Origin of the sequence: Lysinibacillus sphaericus (assembly GCF_002982115.1) — a bacterium.
Classification (GTDB): domain Bacteria; phylum Bacillota; class Bacilli; order Bacillales_A; family Planococcaceae; genus Lysinibacillus; species Lysinibacillus sphaericus.
Map to the genome: position 1 here is coordinate 250,165 of NZ_CP019980.1, position 23,100 is coordinate 273,264.

Here is a 23,100-nt window from a genome sequence, read left to right on the forward strand (position 1 = left end):
CAATAAATGAATGGAGGTGCAACTAAATGTCTCGTGTAGGTAAAAAAATTATCGAGGTACCAGCTAACGTAACTGTTACTGTCGCAGCTGACAACACTGTTACTGTTAAAGGTCCTAAAGGCGAACTTGTTCGTTCTTTCCACCAAGATATGAAAATTGAGCAAGAAGGAAATGTGATCTCTGTATCTCGTCCTTCTGATTCAAAAGAACACCGCACAAACCACGGTACTACTCGTGCGCTTTTAGCGAACATGGTTACTGGTGTTTCTGCAGGTTTCGAAAAATCATTAGAACTTATCGGTGTCGGTTACCGTGCGCAATTACAAGGTAAAAAGCTTGTACTTAACGTAGGTTACTCTCACCCAGTTGAGTTCACACCAGAAGATGGTCTTGAAGTAGAAGTTCCGACTAATACAAAAATCATCGTTAAAGGTATCAGCAAAGAACGCGTTGGCGCTCTTGCATCTAATATCCGTGACGTTCGTCCACCAGAGCCTTATAAAGGTAAAGGTATCCGTTACGAAGGCGAATACGTTCGTCGTAAAGAAGGTAAAACAGGTAAATAATGCTGCTTAAGCATTAGAAAGGAGTGACCCTTGTGATTACGAAACAGGATAAAAATCAAGTTCGTAAAAAACGTCATGCGCGAGTTCGTTCTAAAATTTCGGGTACTGCTGAGCGTCCACGCTTAAACGTATTCCGTTCTAACAAGAACATCTACGCTCAACTTATCGATGACGTAGCAGGCGTAACACTTGTTAGCGCATCTTCTCAAGAAAATGGTTTTGAAGGTGCTGGTAACAACGTAGAAGCTGCATCAAAAATCGGTGAAACAATCGCGAAACGCGCTGCGGAAAAAAACATTACTGCAATTGTATTTGACCGTGGTGGTTACTTATATCATGGACGTGTAAAAGCTTTAGCTGAAGCTGCACGTGAGAACGGTTTAGAATTTTAATAAGAAGGAGGGACACATTTCATGAGTCGAATTGACGCAAACAAACTTGGAGAACTTGAAGAACGCGTAGTTACTATTAACCGTGTTGCTAAAGTTGTTAAAGGTGGACGTCGCTTCCGCTTCACAGCATTAGTTGTTGTTGGCGATAGAAACGGACATGTTGGTTTCGGTACTGGTAAAGCTCAAGAGGTGCCAGATGCTATCCGTAAAGCTGTTGAAGATGCGAAGAAAAACTTAATCGAAGTGCCACGTGTAGGTGGAACAACTCCACACTTAGTGCTTGGTCGCTTCGGTGCAGGAGAAATCCTAATCAAACCTGCTGCTCCTGGTACAGGGGTTATCGCTGGTGGTCCAGTACGTGCCGTACTAGAACTTGCTGGTATTACTGATATTCTTTCAAAATCACTTGGATCTAACACACCAATCAATATGGTGCGTGCTACTGTTCAAGGTTTAACTGAATTAAAACGCGTAGAGGACGTTGCAAAATTACGTGGCAAATCAGTGGAAGAAATATTAGGATAAGGGGGGAATAATAATGGCTAACAAATTAGAAATCACCCTTACAAAATCTGTGATCGGTTCTAAACCGGCACAACGTAAAACTATTGAAGCTCTAGGATTACGTAAATTAAATCAAACTGTTGAGAAAGCTGATAACGCTGCTACTCGCGGTATGCTTGATAAAGTAGCTCACTTAGTTACTGTAAAAGAAAATTAATTTTTAATTAATGAACAAGGAGGTGCCACCCACTATGAAACTGCATGAGTTAAAACCAGCAGAAGGATCTCGTAAGCAACGCAATCGCGTTGGTCGTGGTATCGGTTCTGGTAACGGTAAAACATCAGGTAAAGGTCATAAAGGTCAAAACGCTCGTTCTGGTGGCGGTGTACGCCCAGGCTTTGAGGGCGGTCAAAACCCGTTATTCCGTCGTTTACCTAAACGTGGATTTACGAACATTAACCGTAAAGAATACGCTATCGTTAACCTTGACACATTAAACCGTTTCGAAGACGGTGCAGAAGTAACAACTGCATTATTACTTGAAACTGGTCTTGTGAGCAATGAAAAAGCTGGAATTAAAGTTCTAGGCAATGGAACACTTAACAAAAAGCTTACAGTAAAAGCTCATAAATTCTCAGCTTCAGCAAAAGAAGCAATCGAGAATGCCGGCGGAACTACTGAGGTGATTTAATGTTTCAGACAATCTCTAACTTTATGCGTGTTCGAGATATAAGAAATAAAATCATCTTCACTCTTTTAATGTTAATTATTTTCCGTATTGGTACATTCATACCAGTACCGAATGTTGACGCAACTGTATTAAAGGCAACTGATGAGTTTAACCTCGTTGGTTTCCTCAATACTTTTGGCGGTGGTGCGTTGCAAAACTTCTCTATCTTCGCGATGGGAATTATGCCATACATCACAGCCTCAATCATTGTTCAGTTATTGCAAATGGACGTAGTACCGAAGTTTGCTGAATGGGCAAAGCAAGGTGAAGTCGGAAGACGTAAACTTGCACAATTTACTCGCTACTTTACAATTATTCTTGCTTTTATCCAATCATTCGCCATGTCATTTGGCTTCAACAAAATGTACGGTGGATCTTTGATTAAAGAAGAGGGAATTCTAACTTATATTACAATTTCAATTGTATTGACAGCAGGTACAGCATTCCTTGTATGGCTTGCTGAACAAATTACCTCACATGGTGTTGGTAATGGTATTTCTGTTGTAATCTTTGCTGGTATCGTGGCAGCATTACCTACAGGAATAAACCAAATCTATGCACAACAAATTGAGGGTGCAGGTGATAAACTGTTTATCAACATTATCATCCTTGCATTACTTGCTTTGATTTTACTTGCAATTGTCGTTGGGGTTATTTACGTGCAACAAGCACTTCGTAAAATTCCAATTCAATATGCAAAACGAGTTACTGGACGCAACCAACAAACAGGTGGTCAACAAACGCACTTACCGTTAAAAGTAAATGCTGCAGGGGTTATTCCGGTAATCTTCTCAGTAGCGTTCCTTGTCACACCTCGTACGTTAGCAGCGTTCTTTGGTCAAAACGATATCACAGCATTCATTGAAAACACGTTCGATTATCAGAAACCTGTTGGAATGTTGATTTATGTTGCATTGATCGTCGCATTCACATATTTCTATGCATTCGTACAAGTGAATCCAGAAAATGTGGCAGACAACTTGAAAAAACAAGGTGCTTACATTCCAGGTATTCGCCCGGGTGAAAACACTCAAACGTATTTAACAAGCGTGTTATATCGACTAACATTTGTTGGTGCGATATTCTTAACTGTAATTGCTGTAATGCCGATTATATTCATCAACCTTATGAATCTACCTGCCTCAGTGCAAATCGGTGGTACTAGTATTATTATCGTAGTCGGCGTAGCGCTAGAAACGATGAAACAGCTAGAATCACAACTTGTTAAACGTCACTACAAAGGCTTTATGAAATAATGTTGATTTTTAGGGAACGTTCTTCGTTTCCTGAAATCAGCAAACCTTTTGTGGGAGGACTATTTCCGATGAATATCGTTTTAATGGGTCTGCCAGGTGCTGGTAAAGGTACACAGGCAGATAAAATTGTAGAGAAGTACGCAATTCCTCATATTTCTACAGGAGATATGTTCCGTGCCGCTATTAAAGACGGTACAGAGCTAGGCTTACAGGCTAAATCGTTTATGGATCAAGGTGCTCTAGTACCTGATGAAGTAACGATTGGTATTGTTCGTGAGCGACTTGCTAAAGCTGATTGTGATAAGGGTTTCCTATTAGACGGATTCCCACGTACAGTTCCTCAAGCGGAAGCGTTAGACAGCATTTTAGCTGATCTTGGTAAAGCTATTGAACATACGTTAAACATTCAAGTTGAAAAAAATGAGCTAATTGCTCGTTTATCAGGTCGTCGTATTTGTAAAACTTGCGGTACATCATATCATTTAATTTTCAATCCACCAGCTGTGGAAGGTAAATGTGATAAAGATGGCGGCGAATTATACACACGTGCGGATGATAATCCTGAAACGGTTGCAAACCGTCTTGAAGTAAATATGAATCAAGCACAACCTTTATTGGACTTCTATGAAGCAAAAGGTGTGTTAACAAATATTGATGGACAGCAAGATATTAATAAAGTGTTTGCTGATCTTGATGCTCTTTTACAGGGCAGCCGCAGCTGATACCCGGCTCCGGGCGCAGAATACTGCTTCCGCGGGAGGCATGCGGGAGCAACACCGAAACATAATTTTTTTGAGAGTTGCAAAAGCATATTGTGCCCGGTATATATTTCTTTTAAAAAGTGCAACATGACTTTTGAGAGAGTATAATGGGTTTCGTGGAAGCATCTGTGTAACGGGTATGAATATCTCATCAAAGACATTTCCGGTATTCGTGTAAACATGGGAGATTCAGTGCCCATACTGGTCCTGTATATTCCGTGGATTGTGTGAAGCGAAACCAGACGAGCGTCTTTCAAACATCTCTCATACAATCCAAACATATGTTGAAACGAGGTTGCTTCTATAGTTGCAGCAGATATCCGTTTGATGTAACGATGAGAACTTTAATTTGCATATAGAGAGGAGAGACAGAGTAGATGGCGAAAGATGATGTAATTGAAGTCGAAGGGACAGTTGTTGAGACTTTGCCAAACGCGATGTTTAAGGTAGAATTAGAAAATGGACATGTGATTTTAGCACACGTTTCTGGTAAGATTCGTATGCACTTTATCCGTATTCTACCTGGAGATAAGGTTACTATCGAGTTATCTCCTTATGATTTAACTCGCGGTCGTATCACATACCGTTTTAAATAATCTTTTGCGCTCCGGACTATTAAGGAGGTTAGGTTAGATGAAAGTGAGACCATCTGTGAAACCGATCTGCGAAAAATGTAAAGTAATTCGCCGACGCGGTAAAGTAATGGTAATCTGTGAAAATCCTAAACACAAACAAAAACAAGGTTGATTCTAAAGGAGGTGCACAACGTACATGGCACGTATTGCTGGTGTTGACATTCCTCGCGACAAACGCGTGGTAATTTCATTAACTTACATTTACGGTATTGGTAAAACTACAGCTCAGAAAGTATTAGCTGGCGCAGGTATTTCAGAAGATACACGCGTACGCGACTTAACTGAAGATCAGTTAAACCTAATCCGTGAACAATTAGATTCTTACAAACTTGAAGGTGACTTACGTCGCGAAACTTCATTAAACATTAAACGTCTGATGGAAATCGGTTCATTCCGTGGTATCCGTCACCGTCGTGGTTTACCTGTTCGTGGTCAAAATACGAAGAACAATGCGCGTACGCGTAAAGGTCCTCGTAAAACAGTTGCGAACAAGAAAAAATAATACGTAAAGGAGGTTCCTTCTTAACATGGCTCGTAAACAACAAACTCGTAAACGTCGTGTGAAAAAGAATATCGAATCTGGTATTGCACACATTCGTTCTACATTTAACAATACAATTGTAACGATTACAGATATGCAAGGTAACGCTGTATCTTGGTCAAGTGCTGGTGCTCTTGGTTTCCGTGGTTCACGTAAATCTACACCATTCGCTGCTCAAATGGCTGCAGAAACTGCTGCTAAAACATCCCTTGAACATGGTCTGAAAACGTTGGAAGTAACTGTTAAAGGTCCTGGTGCTGGTCGTGAAGCTGCAATTCGTGCACTTCAAGCTGCTGGTTTAGAAGTAACTGCTATTAAAGACGTTACTCCAGTTCCTCACAATGGTTGCCGTCCGCCAAAACGTCGTCGCGTGTAATGGGTGCTTCTCATAGTGTATGAGAACATCATTTTTTGTACAGACTGTCTTGTGCAGATAATAAACGATACGTCAATGACGATCGAATCTATGATGGAAAGAACCTATACATTCGATGTTTTGAAGGAGGGTAAATGAAATGATCGAAATTGAAAAACCAAAGATTGAAACGGTGGAGATCAGCGAAGATTCCAAATATGGAAAGTTTGTTGTAGAACCGCTTGAACGCGGATATGGAAACACTTTGGGTAATTCTTTACGTCGTATCCTTCTGTCTTCATTACCAGGAGCTGCTGTCACTTCAATCCAAATTGATGGCGTTCTTCACGAATTCTCAACTGTAGAAGGCGTTGTGGAAGATGTAGCTTCAATTATTTTGAACGTGAAAAAGCTTGCTCTTAAAATCTACTCTGACGAAGAAAAAGTTATTGAGATTGATGTAAAGGGCGATGGAACAGTTACGGCTGCTGACATTACACATGACAGTGACGTAGAAATTTTAAACCCAGATCTATATATTGCAACAATCGCTAAAAACGGTCATTTACGTATGCGTATGTACGCTCAACGCGGCCGTGGTTACACTCCTGCTGATCAAAACAAACGTGAGGATCTTCCTATCGGCGTGATCCCGATCGACTCTATTTACACTCCAGTATCACGCGTCAATTTCCAAGTGGAAAATACTCGTGTAGGTCAGTCTTCTGACTACGACAAACTTTCTCTTGATGTGTGGACAGATGGTAGCATCGGTCCGAAAGAGGCGATTTCGCTCGGAGCAAAAATTTTAACCGAGCATCTAAACATCTTCGTTGGCATGACAGATGAGGCTCAAACTGCTGAAATCATGGTCGAAAAAGAAGAAGATCAAAAAGAAAAAGTTTTAGAGATGACTATCGAAGAACTTGATCTTTCTGTTCGTTCTTACAACTGCTTAAAACGCGCTGGTATTAATACAGTACTAGAACTTGCGAATAAGTCAGAAGACGATATGATGAAAGTTCGTAACCTTGGACGTAAGTCATTAGAAGAGGTAAAAGCGAAGTTAGAAGAGCTTGGTTTAGGGTTACGCAAAGAAGACTAAGCGATTTAAACAAAACTTATAAGATCAGATATTTTTTATAAAGGAGGGAAACATCCATGGGTTACAGAAAACTTGGTCGTACAAGTTCTCAACGTAAAGCGATGTTACGTGACTTAGCTACTGATTTAATCATCAACGAGCGTATCGAAACTACTGAGGCTCGCGCTAAAGAAGTACGTAAAGCTGTTGAAAAAATGATTACTTTAGGTAAACGCGGAGATTTACACGCACGCCGTCAAGCTGCTGCATTCATCCGTCGTGAACTAGTAACAACTACTGACGAAGAAGGTAACGAAACAACTTCATTTGCGCTACAAAAGCTATTTGATGATGTTGCACCACGTTACGCAGAACGTCAAGGTGGTTACACTCGTATTCTTAAAGTAGGTCCTCGTCGTGGTGACGGTGCACCTGTTGTTGTGATTGAATTAGTTTAATCATAAGAGAAAACAAGTGGTGAAGAGGGTGGAACCACCACCCTCTTTCTTTATAAACGATTTATACGACAAATAATTAAGCTGAGCGTTATGATGAGCGGACACTGTTGTGTGGCGTCTCGTTTAGCTCTCCGCACCTCATTCAAAAGAGGCAAGGGCTTGAGCACCCGTGTTTCTTGTAAATGTAACGACTAGCGCATTTCTATCGAATGAGGTGCGCGCTTTTTTATTATTTTAATGAACAACGAAACAGCGCCAATTGATGGTGCTTTTTTTAATATAAAAGAAAAAGCGCGTAGGCATTTTTCTTATACCGACATATTGATTGTAGTAGAATTCATACATAAAAAAGTGTAAGTTAGTTAGTATAGCTGAGCATGTAGAGAGGAGTGCTAGAAATGCCCGAAATTTTATCGTTAAATAATGTGACATTTTCATATACACCTGAAAATCAAGAGCTGCGAAATGCTGTTGAAAATGTAAGCTTTGCCGTCCAAGAAGGTGAGTGGATTGCCATCGTTGGCCATAATGGTTCTGGGAAATCGACAATCGCCAAATTAATGAATGGTTTATTATTCCCGCAACAAGGAGACGTTCGTATATTACGTGAAGTATTAAATGAAGACAACCTATGGGCATGTCGCTCTCAGATGGGCATGGTGTTTCAAAATCCAGACAATCAATTTGTAGGGGCAACCGTACAAGATGATGTTGCCTTTGCGCTTGAAAATAACGGCATACCGTTTGAAGAAATGGTAAAACGTGTACATTCCGCGTTGGAACAAGTGAAGATGAGTAACTTTGTGGATCATGAGCCACATCATTTATCGGGTGGACAGAAGCAACGTGTTGCGATTGCAGGGGCATTAGCACTGAAGCCAAAGTTGCTTATTTTAGATGAAGCCACATCTATGTTAGACCCACAAGGCCGTGTTGAAGTATTACAAACTGTCCAAACATTACGTGCAGAAACAGGGCTAACGGTGATATCGATTACCCATGATTTAGAAGAGGCCATGTTGGCTGATCGTATACTATTTATGAACGATGGTAAAAAGTTTGCGGAAGGATCACCTGCTGAAATTTTTTCACTGGGGGACAAGTTAACGGAGCTAGGGCTTGATTTACCATTTGCCATGAAGTTATCAAAGCTATTGCAAAAGGAAGGTGTTCCGTTAATGGGACAACATATGACAGAAGAAGAGTTGGTGAATGATTTATGGACATCAAACTTCAACAAGTAAGCTATGCCTATTCTCAAGGCACACCTTTTGAAAAACGGGCATTATTCGATGTCAATTTTGAAATTCCATCCCATACGTACCAAGCAATTATTGGACATACGGGTTCCGGTAAATCGACCATTCTTCAACATTTTAATGCACTGTTAAAGCCAACAACGGGCATTGTGCAATTAGGCGATCGCACAGTGGAGGCAGGTAAAAAAGCTAAGGATTTAAAAGCAGTTCGCCAACGTGTGGGTATTGTATTTCAATTTCCAGAGCATCAGTTGTTTGAAGAAACGGTATTAAAGGATATTATGTTCGGGCCAATGAACTTTGGTGTATCTGCAACAGAGGCTGAGGCGCGTGCTAGAGAACTTGTCCGTCTAGTTGGCTTACCTGAAAATGTGCTGGAAAAGTCACCATTTGATTTATCTGGCGGACAAATGCGACGTGTGGCCATAGCGGGTGTTTTAGCAATGGAGCCAGAAGTTATTGTTTTAGATGAACCAACAGCTGGGTTAGACCCCCGTGGTCAAAAGGAAATTATGGATATGTTTTATACATTACATCAAGAGCGTAATTTAACGACAATTCTTGTGACACACAGTATGGAAGATGCAGCTCGTTATGCGGACAATCTTATCATTATGCATGAGGGCAAAAATGTATTGAGTGGAACACCGCGAGAGATTTTTAAGGATATTGAGACATTGAAACAATTTCGTTTAGAGCCGCCTCGGATTGTGCGCTTTCAACAAAAAGTTGAAAAGATGATTAATACATCTTTGGCAAAGGTCTGTTTAACTGAAGAGGAGCTAGCGATTGAAATGGCTCGATTATTGAGAGAGGAGCGTGCAGAGTCATGATGGAGAAAATGATATTCGGGCGCTTCCTGCCAGGAGATTCTCCTGTTCATAAGCTTGACCCACGTTCGAAACTCGTTTTCGTATTTGCATTTATCATTATCGTATTTTTAGCGAATAATACGATAACATATGCAATGCTCTTAGTTTTTACGTTATTCATTGTTTTAGTATCGCGTATACGCTTGTATTTTTTAATAAATGGACTAAAGCCGGTGCTGTTTTTAATGGCGTTTACATTTTTACTGCATATTTTTATGACCAAGGAAGGCGACCTACTATTTCATTGGAAGTTTATCTCCATCTATGAGGGCGGTGTTCGCCAAGGGATTTATATTTCCACACGTTTCCTTGTACTAGTGTTTATGACATCCATTTTAACGCTGACAACATCACCAATTTCCATTACAGATGGGATTGAAGTATTGCTCAATCCATTGAAAAAAATCAAGGTTCCTGTCCACGAGCTAGCATTAATGATGTCCATTTCACTGCGCTTTATTCCAACGTTGATGGATGAGACAGATAAAATTATGAAGGCGCAAATGGCGCGTGGTTCGGATTTATCTTCCGGCCCAATAAAAGACCGAATTAAAGCCGTTGTTCCATTGTTAGTACCGCTCTTTGTAAGTGCCTTTAAACGTGCAGAGGACTTAGCAACCGCGATGGAGGTACGAGGATATCGAGGTGGCGAGGGCCGTACGCGTTATCGACAGCTCAAATGGGATATGGGCGATACATTTGCGCTTGCCTTACTGGCGGCAATGGCGGTTTTATTATTTTTCTATAGAAGTTAAAGGAGTAGCTTGATGCGACGATTAAAAGCAATTATTAGTTATGATGGAACGCAATTTTCTGGTTATCAAGTGCAACCAGGAGAGCGTACAGTACAAGCTGAAGTAGAGCGTGTACTTGCCGTTATGCATAAAGGTAACAAGGTCAAAGTAACAGCAAGTGGTCGCACGGATGCAAGGGTACATGCAACTGGACAAACACTGCATTTTGATACGCCGCTTACAATACCGGTAGAAAAATACATGAAAGCGTTAAATGTACAGCTTCCTAGAGATATTCGTGTTTTATCCATTGAGGAAGTGGCAGCTGACTTTCATGCGCGTTATAGTGTAACAGGAAAACGCTATCGCTATATATGGTCGTGTGAGCCTGTACAAAGCCCGTTTCGTCGATATTACACAGTAGAGACCAATGGGGTTAAACCAGACGTTACAGCGATGCAGGAGGCGGCTAAGGCGATTATCGGGACACATGATTTCTCATGCTTCTGTGCAGCGAATACAAGTGTCCAAGATAAAGTGCGAACTGTTCATAAGCTCGATTTTGAATGGCATGGTGAAGAGCTACATATGGTCATTGAAGGTAGTGGCTTCTTATACAATATGGTACGCATTATTGCCGGAACTTTATGGGAAGTGGGCATAGGACGTCGAGAAGTGCAAAATGTTGAGCTAGTCGTTGCTTCAATGAATCGCGATAAGGCTGGCAAAACGGCGCCACCACAAGGCTTATACCTTGAAAAAGTGTTTTATTAAGGTCGATTGTTTAATAGAATACGGTATGTTTTAGAGAAGCGGCAATTCGCTTTAAAGAGAAAAAATATTAGGTGGAAAGGGACAATGTAAATGCCAAACGTTACCCTGTACAACTTCACCAGGTGTTTAATGAAATTACTTGACTTTAAAAGTCATTCATTATATGATAACAGATGGTATTTTCATTACCACCACAAATAAGCCCCGAAACTTATAGTGTAGACTAATGAAAAATAACGGTAATCGAATCGATTAGGAGGATATATACATGCGTACAACATTCATGGCTAAAGGTCACGAAGTAGACCGTAAATGGTTAGTAGTTGATGCAGAAGGCCAAACTCTTGGACGTTTAGCTTCTGAAGTAGCTGCAATCTTACGTGGTAAACATAAACCAACATTCACACCAAACGTTGACACAGGTGATCACGTAATCATCATCAACGCTGACAAAATCCATTTAACTGGTAACAAATTAGAGGGTAAACTTTACCGTCACCACACTCAATTTGCGGGTGGTTTAAAAACTCGTACTGCTGGCGAAATGTTAGAAAAGTACCCAACACGTATGATCGAATTAGCTGTAAAAGGGATGCTTCCTAAAAACTCTTTAGGTCGTAAAATGTTCGGTAAACTTAACGTTTACACTGGAACTGAGCACCCACATGCTGCACAAAAACCAGAAGCATATGAGCTTCGCGGATAATATAAATTAAGAGGAGGATATTACTTTGGCACAAGTTCAATACATCGGCACTGGTCGCCGTAAAAGCTCTGTAGCTCGCGTACGTTTAGTACCAGGTACAGGTAAAATTGTTATCAACAAACGTGAAATCGAAGAATACGTACCATTCGCTGCATTACGTGAAGTAATTAAACAACCATTAGTAGCTACTGAAACTACAGGAAGCTATGATATCCACGTAAACGTTAACGGTGGTGGATACACTGGTCAAGCTGGAGCTGTACGTCATGGTATCGCTCGTGCTCTACTTCAAGTAGACCCAGATTTCCGTGCTGCACTTAAATCAGCTGGATTACTTACTCGTGATTCACGCATGAAAGAACGTAAAAAACCAGGTCTACGCGGCGCTCGTCGTGCACCTCAGTTCTCAAAACGTTAATCAACCGATTCTATACGTTTTCAAAACCCTTTCCCACTTTTGTGGGGGAGGGTTTTTTGTGTTTAGAAAATTGTATACAAAATTGAATTATTAAAAATATTGAAAAATATTAGCTACCTTTAGTAAAATCTAAAAAAGAATAGTAGATGCTAAGCATTTAGGGATTTAAAAATTACATATGCAAAGGATGTGTAAACATTCTTATGAATATGGAAAAGAAGCAAGACCTTGCTTTTAAGTTTATTCTCGCCTACTTTATCGTTTTCATTATCTTAAAAGAAATATTTACTTTTTCAAGGCTGGTTAATTATTCCGTACCCATCATTGGAGTCCTCATCGCAGCATTTTTACGTTATAAATTGAAAGATAAAAAATCGGACTAACTTTATTTAAAATTTAGAACACATCGTTATAATCTACGTGTTGACCCTCTGTTTGGATTACGTTTATTTCTGCACTTACATTTTTCATGAATAAACAAATAGACAAGGATGTGGAAACATTCTTATGAATATGGAAAAGAAGCGAGACATTGCTGCAAAGTGTTTACTCGGCTGCTTTATTATTTTTTATATCTTAACTGAAATTTTTGCTGCGTCAAAACCGTTTCGATTTACAGGCTACATTATTGGCTTCCTCATCGCCATATTCTTACATTATAAGTTTAAAGATAAAAAATCGGACTAATATATAAAAGTACAAAAACCATCTTTCAAAACTTTTTTAGTGTTTGAGGGGTGGTTTTTGGTGTTTACATTACTTGTAATAGCGATGAGACAAACAACTATTATCTGAAATATATTCAAAATGTATTAATGAAAATTTTTTTCATACAATTCTAATTATTGAAAATTATTTCTTTTTATATTATTTTAATTTTGAAAGCACTTTTATGTAATGAATGTTTAGATAGGGGGTGTATACATATGAATCTTTTGGATAGAATGCGAGATCAATTTCATTCCTTTACGGAAAAAGAACAAGTTATTGCGAGTTACATCATTCAGAGAACAAGCATACAGAATGAAAATATAACTGTATTGGCAAAAGAATTGAATACTTCACCTGCCACTATAACTCGCTTTTGTAAAAAGGTAGGCTGTAAAAGTTTTATTGAGATGAAGATGGAGTTAGAAAGAGGAGCTGCTATACACAAAAGTTTAAACAATCAACGAACATAAAAATGTATCTTAATTTGTATGGAACTTTGGCTTGGGCATTTTTCATCCACAAATTTATTGTCATATGGTGTGCAACAATTGTTGATGAAAGCGTTTTAATCGTCTTAAATAATACTACGAAAAAGTGAGGTTAAGCAAAATGAAAAAAATATTATTCTGCTCAATACTACTTATTTCAATTATTATAGCAGCGGGCTGTAAATCTAAAAGTGAAAGTGAAGCGACAGAATCCTCTGAAGAAGCATCAGTAGAATCCTCCGAAGAATTATCAGGAGATATTGTGATGTGGCATTCATTTACACAAGGACCTAGACTAGAAAGCATACAAAAAACAGCAGATCAATTTATGAAGGATCATCCAAAAGTAAACATAAAAATTGAAACATTTTCATGGAATGATTTTTATACAAAATGGACAACAGGTTTAAACTCAGGAAATGTACCGGACATAAGCACAGCGCTACCTAATCAAGTTATAGAGATGGTAAATTCAGATGCTTTAATCCCGCTCAACGATACGATTGACAAAATAGGTAAAGAAAAATTCAGTAGCAATGCATTAGATGAAGCAAAAGTGCAAGACAACTACTTTTCAATACCACTGTACTCACATGCACAAGTAATGTGGGTTAGAACTGACTTATTGGAAAAATATAATTTAGAAGTGCCCAAAACTTGGGATCAATTATATGAAGCAAGTAAGAAAATGAAGGAAGACGGAGTTTATGGAGTATCTGTTCCGATGGGGACGAATGATTTTATGGCGACAAGATTCCTCAACTTTTATGTAAGAAGTGCTGGCGGAAGCTTACTAACGAAAGATTATAAAGCTGATTTAACAAGTAAGATTGCACAGGACGGTATTAAATACTGGATCAAAATGTATGAAGAAATATCCCCGAAAGACTCCTTAAACTTCAATGTTTTACAACAAGCTACGTTATTTTACCAAGGAAAAACAGCATTTGATTTCAACTCAGGTTTCCATATTGGTGGCGTTCAAGCTAATAGCCCACAATTGTTAAATTCTATTGATGCGTACCCTATTCCAAAAGTAAATGAAGCTGATCCTGATTACGGGATTGAAACATCCAACGTACCTTTGGTTATTTGGAAAAACTCAAAGCACGCAGATGTCGCGAAAGCATTTTTAGAAAAGCTATTTGAAGAGGGCAACTATCTTGAGTTTTTAGATGCAACACCTGTCGGCATGTTACCAACGATTGATAATATTACAGATAATCCTGCTTATAAAGAAAATGAAATAAGAAAGCAATTTGAACATGCTGAAGAAGTAATTACTAAAGCTGTGAAAGAAGGAACAGCTATTGGCTATGAGAATGGTCCAAGTATTCAAGCGGGTATTATGACGAACCGACATATTATTGAAGAAATGTTCCAAGATATTATTTCAAATGGCACAGATCCGATGGAAGCAGCAAAAAAAGCGGAAATGAAGCTCAATGATCTATTCGAAACAGTAGCTGTAAATTAGAGGGAAGTATAAGAAGGCGACGACTCAAGTGGGACAAGCAAGGAAAGAAAATCTGCGGCTAAGTTAGCAAGAAAGTGGCTCTGCTTGCCCACAATCGTCTGCCGATTTCCAATAGACATGTTGGAAAGAAAAATGGAGTTGAATGTTTGTTGGACATAGTAGTCAAGCAAAAGTAAAAAGGCGTTTCACTTTTTGCTTTAAAAGAAAGGAGTCAACATGCTAATAAAGAAATTTGATTACGCCCGCTGGCTATTTGTAATGCCAGCAATAATAATTGTTGGTTTACTATTTGTTTACCCATTTTTATCTAGTATTTATTTCAGCTTTACAACGAAAAATTTATTATCACCGAACTATCAATTTGTCGGTCTTGAGAATTATAGAAAAGTATTAGCTGACCCAGATTTTTGGAACTCATTTTTTAATTCATTAAAATGGACTTTCTTTTCTTTAGTCGGTCAAGTTTTAGTTGGCTTTATTTTAGCTCTAGCTATACATAGAATAAAGCGATTTAAATGGTTATATCGAACACTGCTTATTATACCTTGGGCATTTCCAACGATAGTTATCGCCTTTTCATGGCAATGGATATTAAACGGAGTGTACGGTTATTTGCCAAATCTAATCGTCAAATTAGGATTGATGAATAATCCACCTGCATTTTTTACCGATAGTACGTGGGCGTTTGTTTGTTTAGTAGGAATCAATATTTGGTTTGGTGCACCTTTAATCATGGTGAATGTATTATCGGCATTACAAACCGTTCCTCAAGAACAATTTGAAGCGGCTAGAATTGATGGTGCTTCCTCTTGGCAAGTATTTAGGTTTATCACGTTACCCCATATTCGGGTAGTCATTGGCTTATTAGTCGTATTAAGAACAATATGGATTTTTAACAACTTCGATATTGTGTACTTACTAACAGGAGGGGGACCTTCAAATGCTACAACGACACTCCCTATCTTTGCCTATAACCTTGGTTGGGGAACACAGTTATTAGGACGTTCCTCTGCAGTAACGGTATTGCTATTTTTATTCCTTTTAACAATTTGTTTACTTTATTTCTATATTATTAGGAAATGGGAAAAGGAGTCGAAATAAAATGGTTAAAAATAAAAAAACAATTGTAAGTTCATTTCTGTCTCATGCTTTGCTAATAATAGCTACTATTCTTGCCGTATTCCCTTTAGTATGGATTTTCCTCTCCTCGGTTAAAGGCAAAGGTGAGTTAACGCAATTCCCAACAAGATTTTTTCCAAAGGACTTTACATTAGAGTATTTTATCCACGTAATTAGAGATTTACATTTTATAGATAATATCAAAAATAGTGTGTTAATCTCCTTAAGTACAACGGTCATTGCTATTATTATTTCCTCAACCGCAGCGTATGGAATAGTGAGATTTTTTCCGAAATTGGGTTCGATTATGTCGAAATTATTAATCACTACCTATATATTCCCACCTATATTATTAGCCATTCCATACTCTTTAGTAATGGCAACCATTGGTCTAAGTAATAGTCTAATTGGTTTAATTATCGTTTATCTATCATTTAGTGTCCCGTATGCGGTATGGCTATTAGTTGGTTTTTTTCAAACAGTACCCATTGGCATAGAAGAGTCTGCCCAGATTGATGGAGCAAATAAATTTACTATATTTTTTAGAGTTGTGTTACCTATCGTAGCTCCTGGGATTGTCGCTACTGCCATTTATACGTTTATCAATGCATGGAATGAATTTTTGTATGCCTTAATCTTAATTAATGATACTAGCAAAATGACCGTTGCAGTTGCTTTAAGATCATTAAACGGTTCGGAAATTTTGGATTGGGGAGATATGATGGCAGCTTCTGTCATCGTTGTGTTGCCATCGATTATCTTTTTCATTTTTATTCAAAATAAAATTGCAAGTGGGCTTTCAGAAGGTGCCGTTAAATAATTAGATGGAGGTGGTATTTTAATGTTTAAAGTCGGAACATTTAAAATAATGATTATCGTATTATTTTTCGTTTTTAGTACTTTAGGAAGTGCTCCAGTATATGCGAAAGATAGTTCAAATCCTGCTAAATTAGTTTATCAGACAGATAATTTGGAATTGAAGAACCAAGGCAAAGATATTACGAATGATGTGAAAGACGTATTGGATAGTGAATCTACGACCATTATCATCAAGTTTAAAACCGATAATCAAAATGCATTACAAGCTTTGTTTAGCTCGTCTAATAATAATCCTTATTTTAGAAATAACTATTTTGATATTTTTATGAGAAATAATGGAGAGTTAGGAATTGAGGTAAGGGATGCGACGGAACATATCAATTATTTATTTGCTAGACCAGCATCATTATGGGGGAAGAGTAAGAATAAAACAGCATTAAATGCGATAGCATTCGTTGCAAATGCAGAAGAGAAATCGTATAAGTTATTTGCAAATGGAGATAAGATTTTAGAGGAAAACGTTTCAAACTATAAGTCGTTAACGGACATTTATGGAGTAAATACGTTCTTGATTGGTGGCGTGAATCGTGAAGGAAAACTAGAGTTCGGCTTTGATGGAGAGATTTACACGTTAGCAATATACAATGGTGTACTGACTAACGATGTATTATTACATGAAACGAGCAATGCACTAAATAAAATGATATTTACATCAGGTGATGCGTCCAAGGCGAATTATTTTAGAATTCCTGCTTTGTATACATTAAATTCAGGGAGGGTCTTAGCAAGTGCAGATGCAAGATACGGGGGGACACATGATTCGAGAAGTAAAATTAATATCGTTACGTCCTATAGTGATGATAATGGTAGAACGTGGACTCCTCCGAAGTTTGCATTGAAATTTGATGATTATGAAGAACAGACAATCGAATGGCCAAGAGATAATGTTCGTAAAAACATACAGATTAGCGGTAGTGCTTCATTTATAGATTCAGCATTAGTGCAAGACAAGCAGACGAATAAGGTTATTTTAATGGCCGATTTTATGCCTGCGGGGATAGGGAACCATAATGCATTAAAAAATGACTCTGGTTATAAAGAAATAAATGGGGCGTATTATTTGAAGTTAAGGAAATCTAATGAATCTACCTATCATTACTCAATTAGAGAAAATGGAGTCATTTTTAATGATACGGTCAATCAGCCTACAGAATATAAAGTTGATGGCTATTACAATTTAATGAAAAATGATGATTATTTATATGTACCACAATATTCAGTGAGGTTTGATAACGACAGGCTAATCGAATATCAAAATGGAAAAAATGTCAAAATGAATATTTTTTATAAGGATTCACTCTTTAAAATCACCCCGACCAATTATTTAGGTTTTACTATAAGCGATGATTTGGGAGAAACTTGGGGCGCTCCTAAATTACTACCACCATTTAATGGTCTAAACAAAAATGCCACATATTTGAGTCCTGGACAAGGTATCGTGCTTAGTAATATGAACCGAATAATTTTTGCCACATATACAAATGGACAGATGGTGTATTTAATTAGTGATGATCATGGTAACTCGTGGTCGCATCGCACGGCATCATTACCTTTTGCCAATGCTACAGCAGAGGCGCAAATGGTAGAGCTAAGCCCAGGAGTTATTCAAACATATTTAAGAACTTCAACAGGGAAAATCGGCTATATGACAAGTACCGATTATGGTGATACATGGAGCGCAGTGCAATATCTTGAGCATGTTCAAAATCCTTTTTATGGTACGCAACTATCGATTATAAAATACTCTCAAAAGGTAAACGGTCACGATATTTTATTGATGAGTACCCCAAATTCAAAAAATGGTAGAAGAAGCGGTCAAATTTGGGTGGGTATCGTAAATGAAACAAATCCTTCTGTCAATTGGCAAAAGAAATACGATGTTGATTTTAGCAACTATGGATATTCGTATTCCGCAATAACGGAATTACCGAATCAAGAAATTGGGCTTCTATATGAGAAATATGATTCTTGGTCGCGCAATGAGCTGCATTTAAAGAACGTTTTAAAGTTTGAAATATTAACATTGGAAGATATATATCAATAATAATTAGGAGGGAATACTCGTGGTGAATTATGCAATAGTGGGTACTGGATACTTTGGTGCGGAATTAGGAAGGTCCATTCTAAAAAACAAGGATGCTAACATTGTTGCCATTTATGATCCTGAGAATGCTAAAGAGGTAAGTGTAGAGTTAAAGGCAGAGGTTTCAACCTCCTTGGATGACTTAGTAACAAGAGAAGATGTGGATTGTGTTGTTGTAGCTTCGCCAAATTATTTGCATAAGGAGCCGGTTGTGAAGGCTGCTGAAAATGGCAAACATGTATTTTGTGAAAAACCTATCGCTTTATGCTATGAAGATTGTAAAGACATGGTGGAAGCTTGTAAAAAGAATAACGTGATATTTTTTGCTGGTCATATTATGAATTTCTTCAATGGTGTGCAGTATGCAAAGAAACTAATCAATGAAGGGGAAATCGGGGATATTTTGTTTTGTCATGCGGCAAGAAATGGTTGGGAAGAAAAGCAACCGGAAGTGTCTTGGAAAAAAATAAGAGAGAAATCAGGTGGGCATTTATATCATCATATTCACGAATTAGATTGTATTCAATTTATTATGGGGGGGCTCCCTCAAAAAGCAACAATGATTGGCGGAAACGTTGCTCATAGAGGTGAGCATTTTGGAAATGAAGATGATATGATTTTTGTCAATTTAGAATTTGAGAATAAAAAGTTTGCGCTACTAGAATGGGGTTCAGCATTTCGATATGGCGAACATTATGTTTTAATCCAAGGAACAAAGGGATACATAAAATTGGATATGTACAATGTAAAAGGAACGTTAAAGGTGGATGGCAAAGAGAAGCATTTTCTTATCCATGAAACACAAGAAGAAGATGACGATCGGACAAGAATTTATAATAGTTCCGAAATGGATGGTGCTATCCAATATGGGAAACCAGGGAAAAGAACGCCTTTATGGCTTTCTTCTGTAATAGACAAAGAAATGAAGTACTTACATCAAGTGCTACAAGGAGCGGAAGTAGGCGAGGAGTTTCAAAAACTTTTAAACGGACAAGCCGCTTTAGAAGCCATTGCAACAGCGGATGCATGTACACTTTCAATCCTCGAAGATCGAAAAGTAGACCTTTCAGAAATTGTAAAGTAGACAGAAAGCCTGTGATGTCCAGCACAGGCTTTTAGTGAAATACTTGGCAGGTGTTTTTGGAAATAGAATTAACACGGGAAAGGATGTGGAAGTTTCCTATGACTATGAAGAAGAGAAAGATTGCTACAAAGTATTTGCTCGCATGCTTCATTATTTTTTATGTCATAAAAAGGATTATAAAGTAGGGAGACACTATGGTTAGTGAAAAAATATTCAAAGAAATAGAATCACTTTTATTTACAGAAGCTGAGTTTGGAGCACTTTTTGATATTCAAATCGATTATTTAAAGGAAACTGTCAGATTAGATGTGCTTAGTACAAGTAGAAAACGTATTAAAAAGACCATTCTATTATTTGAACAAGTACTTTCTTTGTACGTGTGTAAGTCTGAGGATGCAGAGGGCTTTCGTTTAAACGAGCTAAATGATACAGACGTTGCATTATTATCAGAAATTAGCTACCACCCATATGGCTTTGGGAAAATAAATGTGGAAACCATAAATGCCAAATTAAAAGGGTTTAAAGAAATTACTTCAAATACTAATTTTTATTTTCAAGTAAACAATAAAGATTATTTCTTTTTGGAAGCAAATCGTTTAGTCATCAATAATAAAGTGTTTAATAATTTGTTAGTTCCTTAAAAAACGTGAATTCTTTTAAATCAAGGAGATATTATGGAACAAGAAAAAATAATGGAAGAAATTCAAACATTACTATCGGAAGAAACAGCGTTCGGTGTGGTGACGAATGTCGATATCGGTTATTTTGGAGAAACCGTTAAATTAGTTGTCGCTAAAAAATACAAACAAGAAGTGTTGAAAAAGGTTGTTTTCTTTGAACAAGTACTTTCCCTATACATGTGTCAGCTTGAAGATATAGAGGGATTCCGTTTAAATGACTACGATTATGGAGATGAGTTATTGCTAACAGGAATCAGTTATCATCCAGATGGCTTTGACAAAATTACAATCGAAAGTTTAGATTCTGAATTAAAAGGCATTGAAGAAATTTCATCTACTACAAATTTTAGCTTCCACATCAACAATAAAGATTATTTCTTTATAGAAGCGAATCGTTTAGTTTTTGAGGGCAAAGTTTATCAAGATTTAATTGCTCCAGAAAATAAGCTGAAATGGGAAGATGAAAGTTAATTGTCTATAGGAAGATGCGATTGTACGCTGTAATGTAAGAAGAGCATTAGAGGCCTTCATTAATTAAATAAAAAATTTTCAAACTCTCAAGCCAATTGCTTGGGAGTTTTTTGTTTACTTTCTAGCATAGTTCCAACACGAACTTCGTACACTATAACTAAAGGGTGGTGGATATGGGTGAAGCGCTGGCTTGCACTAGGAGTAATTATGCTAATGAGTATAGTGGTCGTGGCATATGAAACGAATGCTTCGGACCGCAACTTCTTCTTACCTGACCCACTTGGTGGCACGAAAATTGTCATTGATGCGGGACATGGTGGTCAGGATGGAGGTGCTTCAAAGGGCGAAGTAATTGAAAAGGACATTACACTTGCAATTGCTCAGCACGTGGAGAAGCAATTAAAGAAGAAGGGCGCAACAGTCGTGATGACGCGTACACAGGATGGAGATGTTATTGATGAACACGCGCCATCAGAAAAATTTGGCACACTAAGGGAACGCAAAAAGCAAGATATCTTTTTAAGGAAGGATATTGTTGCAAAAGAACAGCCGAATATTTTTATTACGATTCATGCCAATGCAATTCCAGAGACAAAATGGCGTGGAGCACAGGTGTTTTATCATAAAGACGGACATGCTGATGGGGAATTGCTAGCCAATAGCATTCAGCAATCGATTCGTACGAAATTACAAAATACCGATCGGGAAGCGTTAGCAATTAAACAAATCTACTTGCTGAAAAAAGCGGAAGTACCTGCCGCATTAGTCGAGACTGGATTTATCAGTAATGATGAGGAACGTGCGCTATTAGTCGATAAAAAATATCAAGAAAAAATGGCGGATGCTATCGTTGAAGGTATTGAAGACTACTTACTTGGGAAAATTGAATAGAGCAACAGCTACTATGTAAATCAAAGCATTATGATATACTAACATTGACAGAAAATAAGGGGAGTGTTCGTCGTGATAACAGAACAACAAGTGCGAGAAATACTGGGACAACTACAAGATCCATTTTTACATAAATCATTAGCAGAAACTGACGGTATTACAAATGTGGCAATTAAAGAAGAAAAAAACCATGTCAGTGTAAAAATCGCGATTGCTAAAACAAATACACCGGAGCAAATGCAACTTCAAATGAAGATTGTAGATGTATTAAAAGAAGCGGGAGCTAACACGGTTGGTATTCGCTTTGAAGAATTATCAGCAGAAAAATTACAAAGTTTCCGTGGCACAGCAACAGAAGCTGAAGCGCAAGATATTTTATCACCACTAAGTACAGTACAAGTGATTTCAATTGCTTCCGGGAAAGGTGGCGTAGGGAAATCTACAGTATCTGTTAACTTAGCGGTAGCGCTAGCCCGTCTAGGAAAAAAAGTAGGTTTAATTGATGCTGATATTTATGGATTCAGTGTACCTGACATGATGGGTGTTACAGATATGCCAAAGGTAGTAGACAATCGTATTTTCCCAGTTGACCGTTTTGGTGTAAAAGTGATCTCAATGGGATTCTTCGTTGAAAATAATGCACCAATCGTTTGGCGTGGACCAATGCTAGGGAAAGTATTAGATCAATTCTTCCGCGATGTAGAATGGGGCGAGCTGGACTATCTTCTATTAGACTTACCACCAGGAACAGGTGATGTAGCTTTAGACATTCATCAAATGTTACCTTCTTCAAAAGAAATTGTTGTAACTACGCCTCACCCAACAGCAGCATTTGTTGCCGCTCGTGCAGGGGCAATGGCTCTACAAACTGACCATGAAATTCTAGGTGTTATTGAAAATATGGCATGGTTTGAGTCGAAATCAGGGGAACGTGAATTTGTATTTGGTCAAGGTGGCGGTGCAAAGTTAACAGAAGAGCTACGCACAGAGCTACTTGGACAAATTCCACTTGGTCAGCCAGATTGGACGGATGAGGAATTTGCGCCTTCCGTATATGCAGAAAAGCATCCAACAGGACAAACGTATATCAATATTGCGACGAAAATCATTCAAAAATTAAATAAATAAACAAAAAAGATTTCCTCAAATTGCTGAGGAAATCTTTTTTGGT

30 protein-coding genes and 1 pseudogene are annotated in these 23,100 nt (G+C 38.1%); all 31 read left to right on the plus strand.

The genetic code is table 11. From position 1 onward, the window contains the following. Positions 1-26: 26 nt before the first annotated feature. The 31 genes and pseudogenes from rplF to salA all read left to right on the plus strand — a co-directional run bounded on the left by rplF (position 27) and on the right by salA (position 23,057). A complete protein-coding gene (rplF, locus tag LS41612_RS01210; protein WP_024364364.1) occupies positions 27-566 on the plus strand; it encodes a 50S ribosomal protein L6 in 540 nt (179 codons plus the stop codon). Positions 567-598: 32 nt separating this feature from the next. Further along, a complete protein-coding gene (gene rplR, locus LS41612_RS01215) occupies positions 599-958 on the plus strand; it encodes a 50S ribosomal protein L18 (RefSeq protein ID WP_024364363.1) in 360 nt (119 codons plus the stop codon). Positions 959-979: 21 nt separating this feature from the next. Further along, on the plus strand, positions 980-1,483 hold the full coding sequence (gene rpsE / locus LS41612_RS01220; RefSeq protein ID WP_024364362.1) for a 30S ribosomal protein S5: 504 nt from the start codon (positions 980-982) through the stop codon (positions 1,481-1,483). Positions 1,484-1,496: 13 nt separating this feature from the next. Further along, on the plus strand, positions 1,497-1,679 hold the full coding sequence (rpmD, locus tag LS41612_RS01225; protein WP_024364361.1) for a 50S ribosomal protein L30: 183 nt from the start codon (positions 1,497-1,499) through the stop codon (positions 1,677-1,679). Positions 1,680-1,713: 34 nt separating this feature from the next. After that, positions 1,714-2,154: a 50S ribosomal protein L15 gene (gene rplO / locus LS41612_RS01230; RefSeq protein WP_024364360.1), complete on the plus strand. Its 441-nt coding sequence runs from the start codon at positions 1,714-1,716 to the stop codon at positions 2,152-2,154. Next, positions 2,154-3,449, plus strand: a complete 1,296-nt coding sequence (gene secY, locus LS41612_RS01235) for a preprotein translocase subunit SecY (protein WP_024364359.1) — start codon at positions 2,154-2,156, stop codon at positions 3,447-3,449. Before rplO ends, secY begins: the two co-directional genes overlap by 1 nt. A 68-nt stretch (positions 3,450-3,517) precedes the next feature. Then, complete coding sequence (locus LS41612_RS01240; protein WP_024364358.1) at positions 3,518-4,171, plus strand: adenylate kinase; 654 nt, start codon at positions 3,518-3,520, stop codon at positions 4,169-4,171. A 250-nt stretch (positions 4,172-4,421) separates the two neighbouring features. Further along, positions 4,422-4,499 (plus strand): annotated as a pseudogene (locus LS41612_RS01245) (type I methionyl aminopeptidase); the annotation flags it as partial. Positions 4,500-4,587: 88 nt separating this feature from the next. Next, entirely contained in the window at positions 4,588-4,806 is a 219-nt protein-coding gene (gene infA / locus LS41612_RS01250) for a translation initiation factor IF-1 (RefSeq protein WP_004233690.1), read from the plus strand. Between the two features lie 37 nt (positions 4,807-4,843). Continuing rightward, positions 4,844-4,957 carry a 50S ribosomal protein L36 gene (rpmJ, locus tag LS41612_RS01255; protein ID WP_000868344.1) on the plus strand — a complete coding sequence of 38 codons (114 nt, stop codon included), beginning with the start codon at positions 4,844-4,846 and terminating at the stop codon, positions 4,955-4,957. Positions 4,958-4,981: 24 nt separating this feature from the next. Continuing rightward, a complete protein-coding gene (gene rpsM / locus LS41612_RS01260) occupies positions 4,982-5,347 on the plus strand; it encodes a 30S ribosomal protein S13 (RefSeq protein WP_024364357.1) in 366 nt (121 codons plus the stop codon). 25 nt (positions 5,348-5,372) lie between these two features. Beyond that, positions 5,373-5,762, plus strand: a complete 390-nt coding sequence (rpsK, locus tag LS41612_RS01265; RefSeq protein ID WP_004233731.1) for a 30S ribosomal protein S11 — start codon at positions 5,373-5,375, stop codon at positions 5,760-5,762. Between the two features lie 139 nt (positions 5,763-5,901). Further along, positions 5,902-6,846 (plus strand): DNA-directed RNA polymerase subunit alpha, encoded by a 945-nt coding sequence (locus LS41612_RS01270; RefSeq protein ID WP_004233733.1) that lies wholly within the window; start codon positions 5,902-5,904, stop codon positions 6,844-6,846. Positions 6,847-6,902: 56 nt separating this feature from the next. Beyond that, positions 6,903-7,283, plus strand: a complete 381-nt coding sequence (gene rplQ, locus LS41612_RS01275) for a 50S ribosomal protein L17 (protein WP_010860588.1) — start codon at positions 6,903-6,905, stop codon at positions 7,281-7,283. A 398-nt stretch (positions 7,284-7,681) separates the two neighbouring features. Continuing rightward, the gene (locus tag LS41612_RS01280) at positions 7,682-8,527 is read left to right on the plus strand and encodes an energy-coupling factor ABC transporter ATP-binding protein (RefSeq protein WP_024364356.1); all 846 of its coding nucleotides are present in this window, start codon (positions 7,682-7,684) and stop codon (positions 8,525-8,527) included. Continuing rightward, positions 8,503-9,375 carry an energy-coupling factor ABC transporter ATP-binding protein gene (locus tag LS41612_RS01285; RefSeq protein ID WP_024364355.1) on the plus strand — a complete coding sequence of 291 codons (873 nt, stop codon included), beginning with the start codon at positions 8,503-8,505 and terminating at the stop codon, positions 9,373-9,375. Before LS41612_RS01280 ends, LS41612_RS01285 begins: the two co-directional genes overlap by 25 nt. Continuing rightward, positions 9,372-10,169, plus strand: a complete 798-nt coding sequence (locus LS41612_RS01290; protein WP_024364354.1) for an energy-coupling factor transporter transmembrane component T family protein — start codon at positions 9,372-9,374, stop codon at positions 10,167-10,169. The genes LS41612_RS01285 and LS41612_RS01290 overlap by 4 nt, the downstream gene beginning before the upstream one ends. Positions 10,170-10,181: 12 nt before the next feature. After that, a complete protein-coding gene (truA, locus tag LS41612_RS01295; RefSeq protein WP_024364353.1) occupies positions 10,182-10,922 on the plus strand; it encodes a tRNA pseudouridine(38-40) synthase TruA in 741 nt (246 codons plus the stop codon). A gap of 268 nt (positions 10,923-11,190) precedes the next feature. Further along, the gene (gene rplM, locus LS41612_RS01300; protein ID WP_024364352.1) at positions 11,191-11,628 is read left to right on the plus strand and encodes a 50S ribosomal protein L13; all 438 of its coding nucleotides are present in this window, start codon (positions 11,191-11,193) and stop codon (positions 11,626-11,628) included. A gap of 25 nt (positions 11,629-11,653) precedes the next feature. Continuing rightward, positions 11,654-12,046: a 30S ribosomal protein S9 gene (rpsI, locus tag LS41612_RS01305; RefSeq protein ID WP_004233744.1), complete on the plus strand. Its 393-nt coding sequence runs from the start codon at positions 11,654-11,656 to the stop codon at positions 12,044-12,046. A 507-nt stretch (positions 12,047-12,553) separates the two neighbouring features. Next, complete coding sequence (locus tag LS41612_RS01315; RefSeq protein WP_024364350.1) at positions 12,554-12,733, plus strand: hypothetical protein; 180 nt, start codon at positions 12,554-12,556, stop codon at positions 12,731-12,733. Between the two features lie 239 nt (positions 12,734-12,972). Further along, positions 12,973-13,227 carry a MurR/RpiR family transcriptional regulator gene (locus LS41612_RS01320; RefSeq protein WP_024364349.1) on the plus strand — a complete coding sequence of 85 codons (255 nt, stop codon included), beginning with the start codon at positions 12,973-12,975 and terminating at the stop codon, positions 13,225-13,227. 139 nt (positions 13,228-13,366) lie between these two features. Continuing rightward, a complete protein-coding gene (locus LS41612_RS01325) occupies positions 13,367-14,722 on the plus strand; it encodes an ABC transporter substrate-binding protein (protein WP_024364348.1) in 1,356 nt (451 codons plus the stop codon). 216 nt (positions 14,723-14,938) lie between these two features. Then, positions 14,939-15,823, plus strand: a complete 885-nt coding sequence (locus LS41612_RS01330; protein ID WP_029747412.1) for a carbohydrate ABC transporter permease — start codon at positions 14,939-14,941, stop codon at positions 15,821-15,823. Position 15,824: 1 nt separating this feature from the next. Further along, positions 15,825-16,661, plus strand: a complete 837-nt coding sequence (locus LS41612_RS01335; RefSeq protein WP_024364346.1) for a carbohydrate ABC transporter permease — start codon at positions 15,825-15,827, stop codon at positions 16,659-16,661. 21 nt (positions 16,662-16,682) lie between these two features. After that, positions 16,683-18,764 carry a sialidase family protein gene (locus tag LS41612_RS01340; RefSeq protein WP_024364345.1) on the plus strand — a complete coding sequence of 694 codons (2,082 nt, stop codon included), beginning with the start codon at positions 16,683-16,685 and terminating at the stop codon, positions 18,762-18,764. Positions 18,765-18,783: 19 nt separating this feature from the next. Beyond that, positions 18,784-19,887: a Gfo/Idh/MocA family protein gene (locus LS41612_RS01345; RefSeq protein WP_024364344.1), complete on the plus strand. Its 1,104-nt coding sequence runs from the start codon at positions 18,784-18,786 to the stop codon at positions 19,885-19,887. Positions 19,888-20,081: 194 nt separating this feature from the next. Beyond that, positions 20,082-20,528 (plus strand): YxiG family protein, encoded by a 447-nt coding sequence (locus LS41612_RS01350; RefSeq protein WP_024364343.1) that lies wholly within the window; start codon positions 20,082-20,084, stop codon positions 20,526-20,528. Between the two features lie 33 nt (positions 20,529-20,561). Further along, positions 20,562-21,038 (plus strand): YxiG family protein, encoded by a 477-nt coding sequence (locus tag LS41612_RS01355; RefSeq protein WP_024364342.1) that lies wholly within the window; start codon positions 20,562-20,564, stop codon positions 21,036-21,038. A gap of 177 nt (positions 21,039-21,215) precedes the next feature. Beyond that, on the plus strand, positions 21,216-21,929 hold the full coding sequence (locus LS41612_RS01360) for an N-acetylmuramoyl-L-alanine amidase (protein WP_024364341.1): 714 nt from the start codon (positions 21,216-21,218) through the stop codon (positions 21,927-21,929). 72 nt (positions 21,930-22,001) lie between these two features. Then, on the plus strand, positions 22,002-23,057 hold the full coding sequence (gene salA, locus LS41612_RS01365) for an iron-sulfur carrier protein/transcriptional regulator SalA (protein ID WP_024364340.1): 1,056 nt from the start codon (positions 22,002-22,004) through the stop codon (positions 23,055-23,057). Positions 23,058-23,100: the final 43 nt, after the last annotated feature.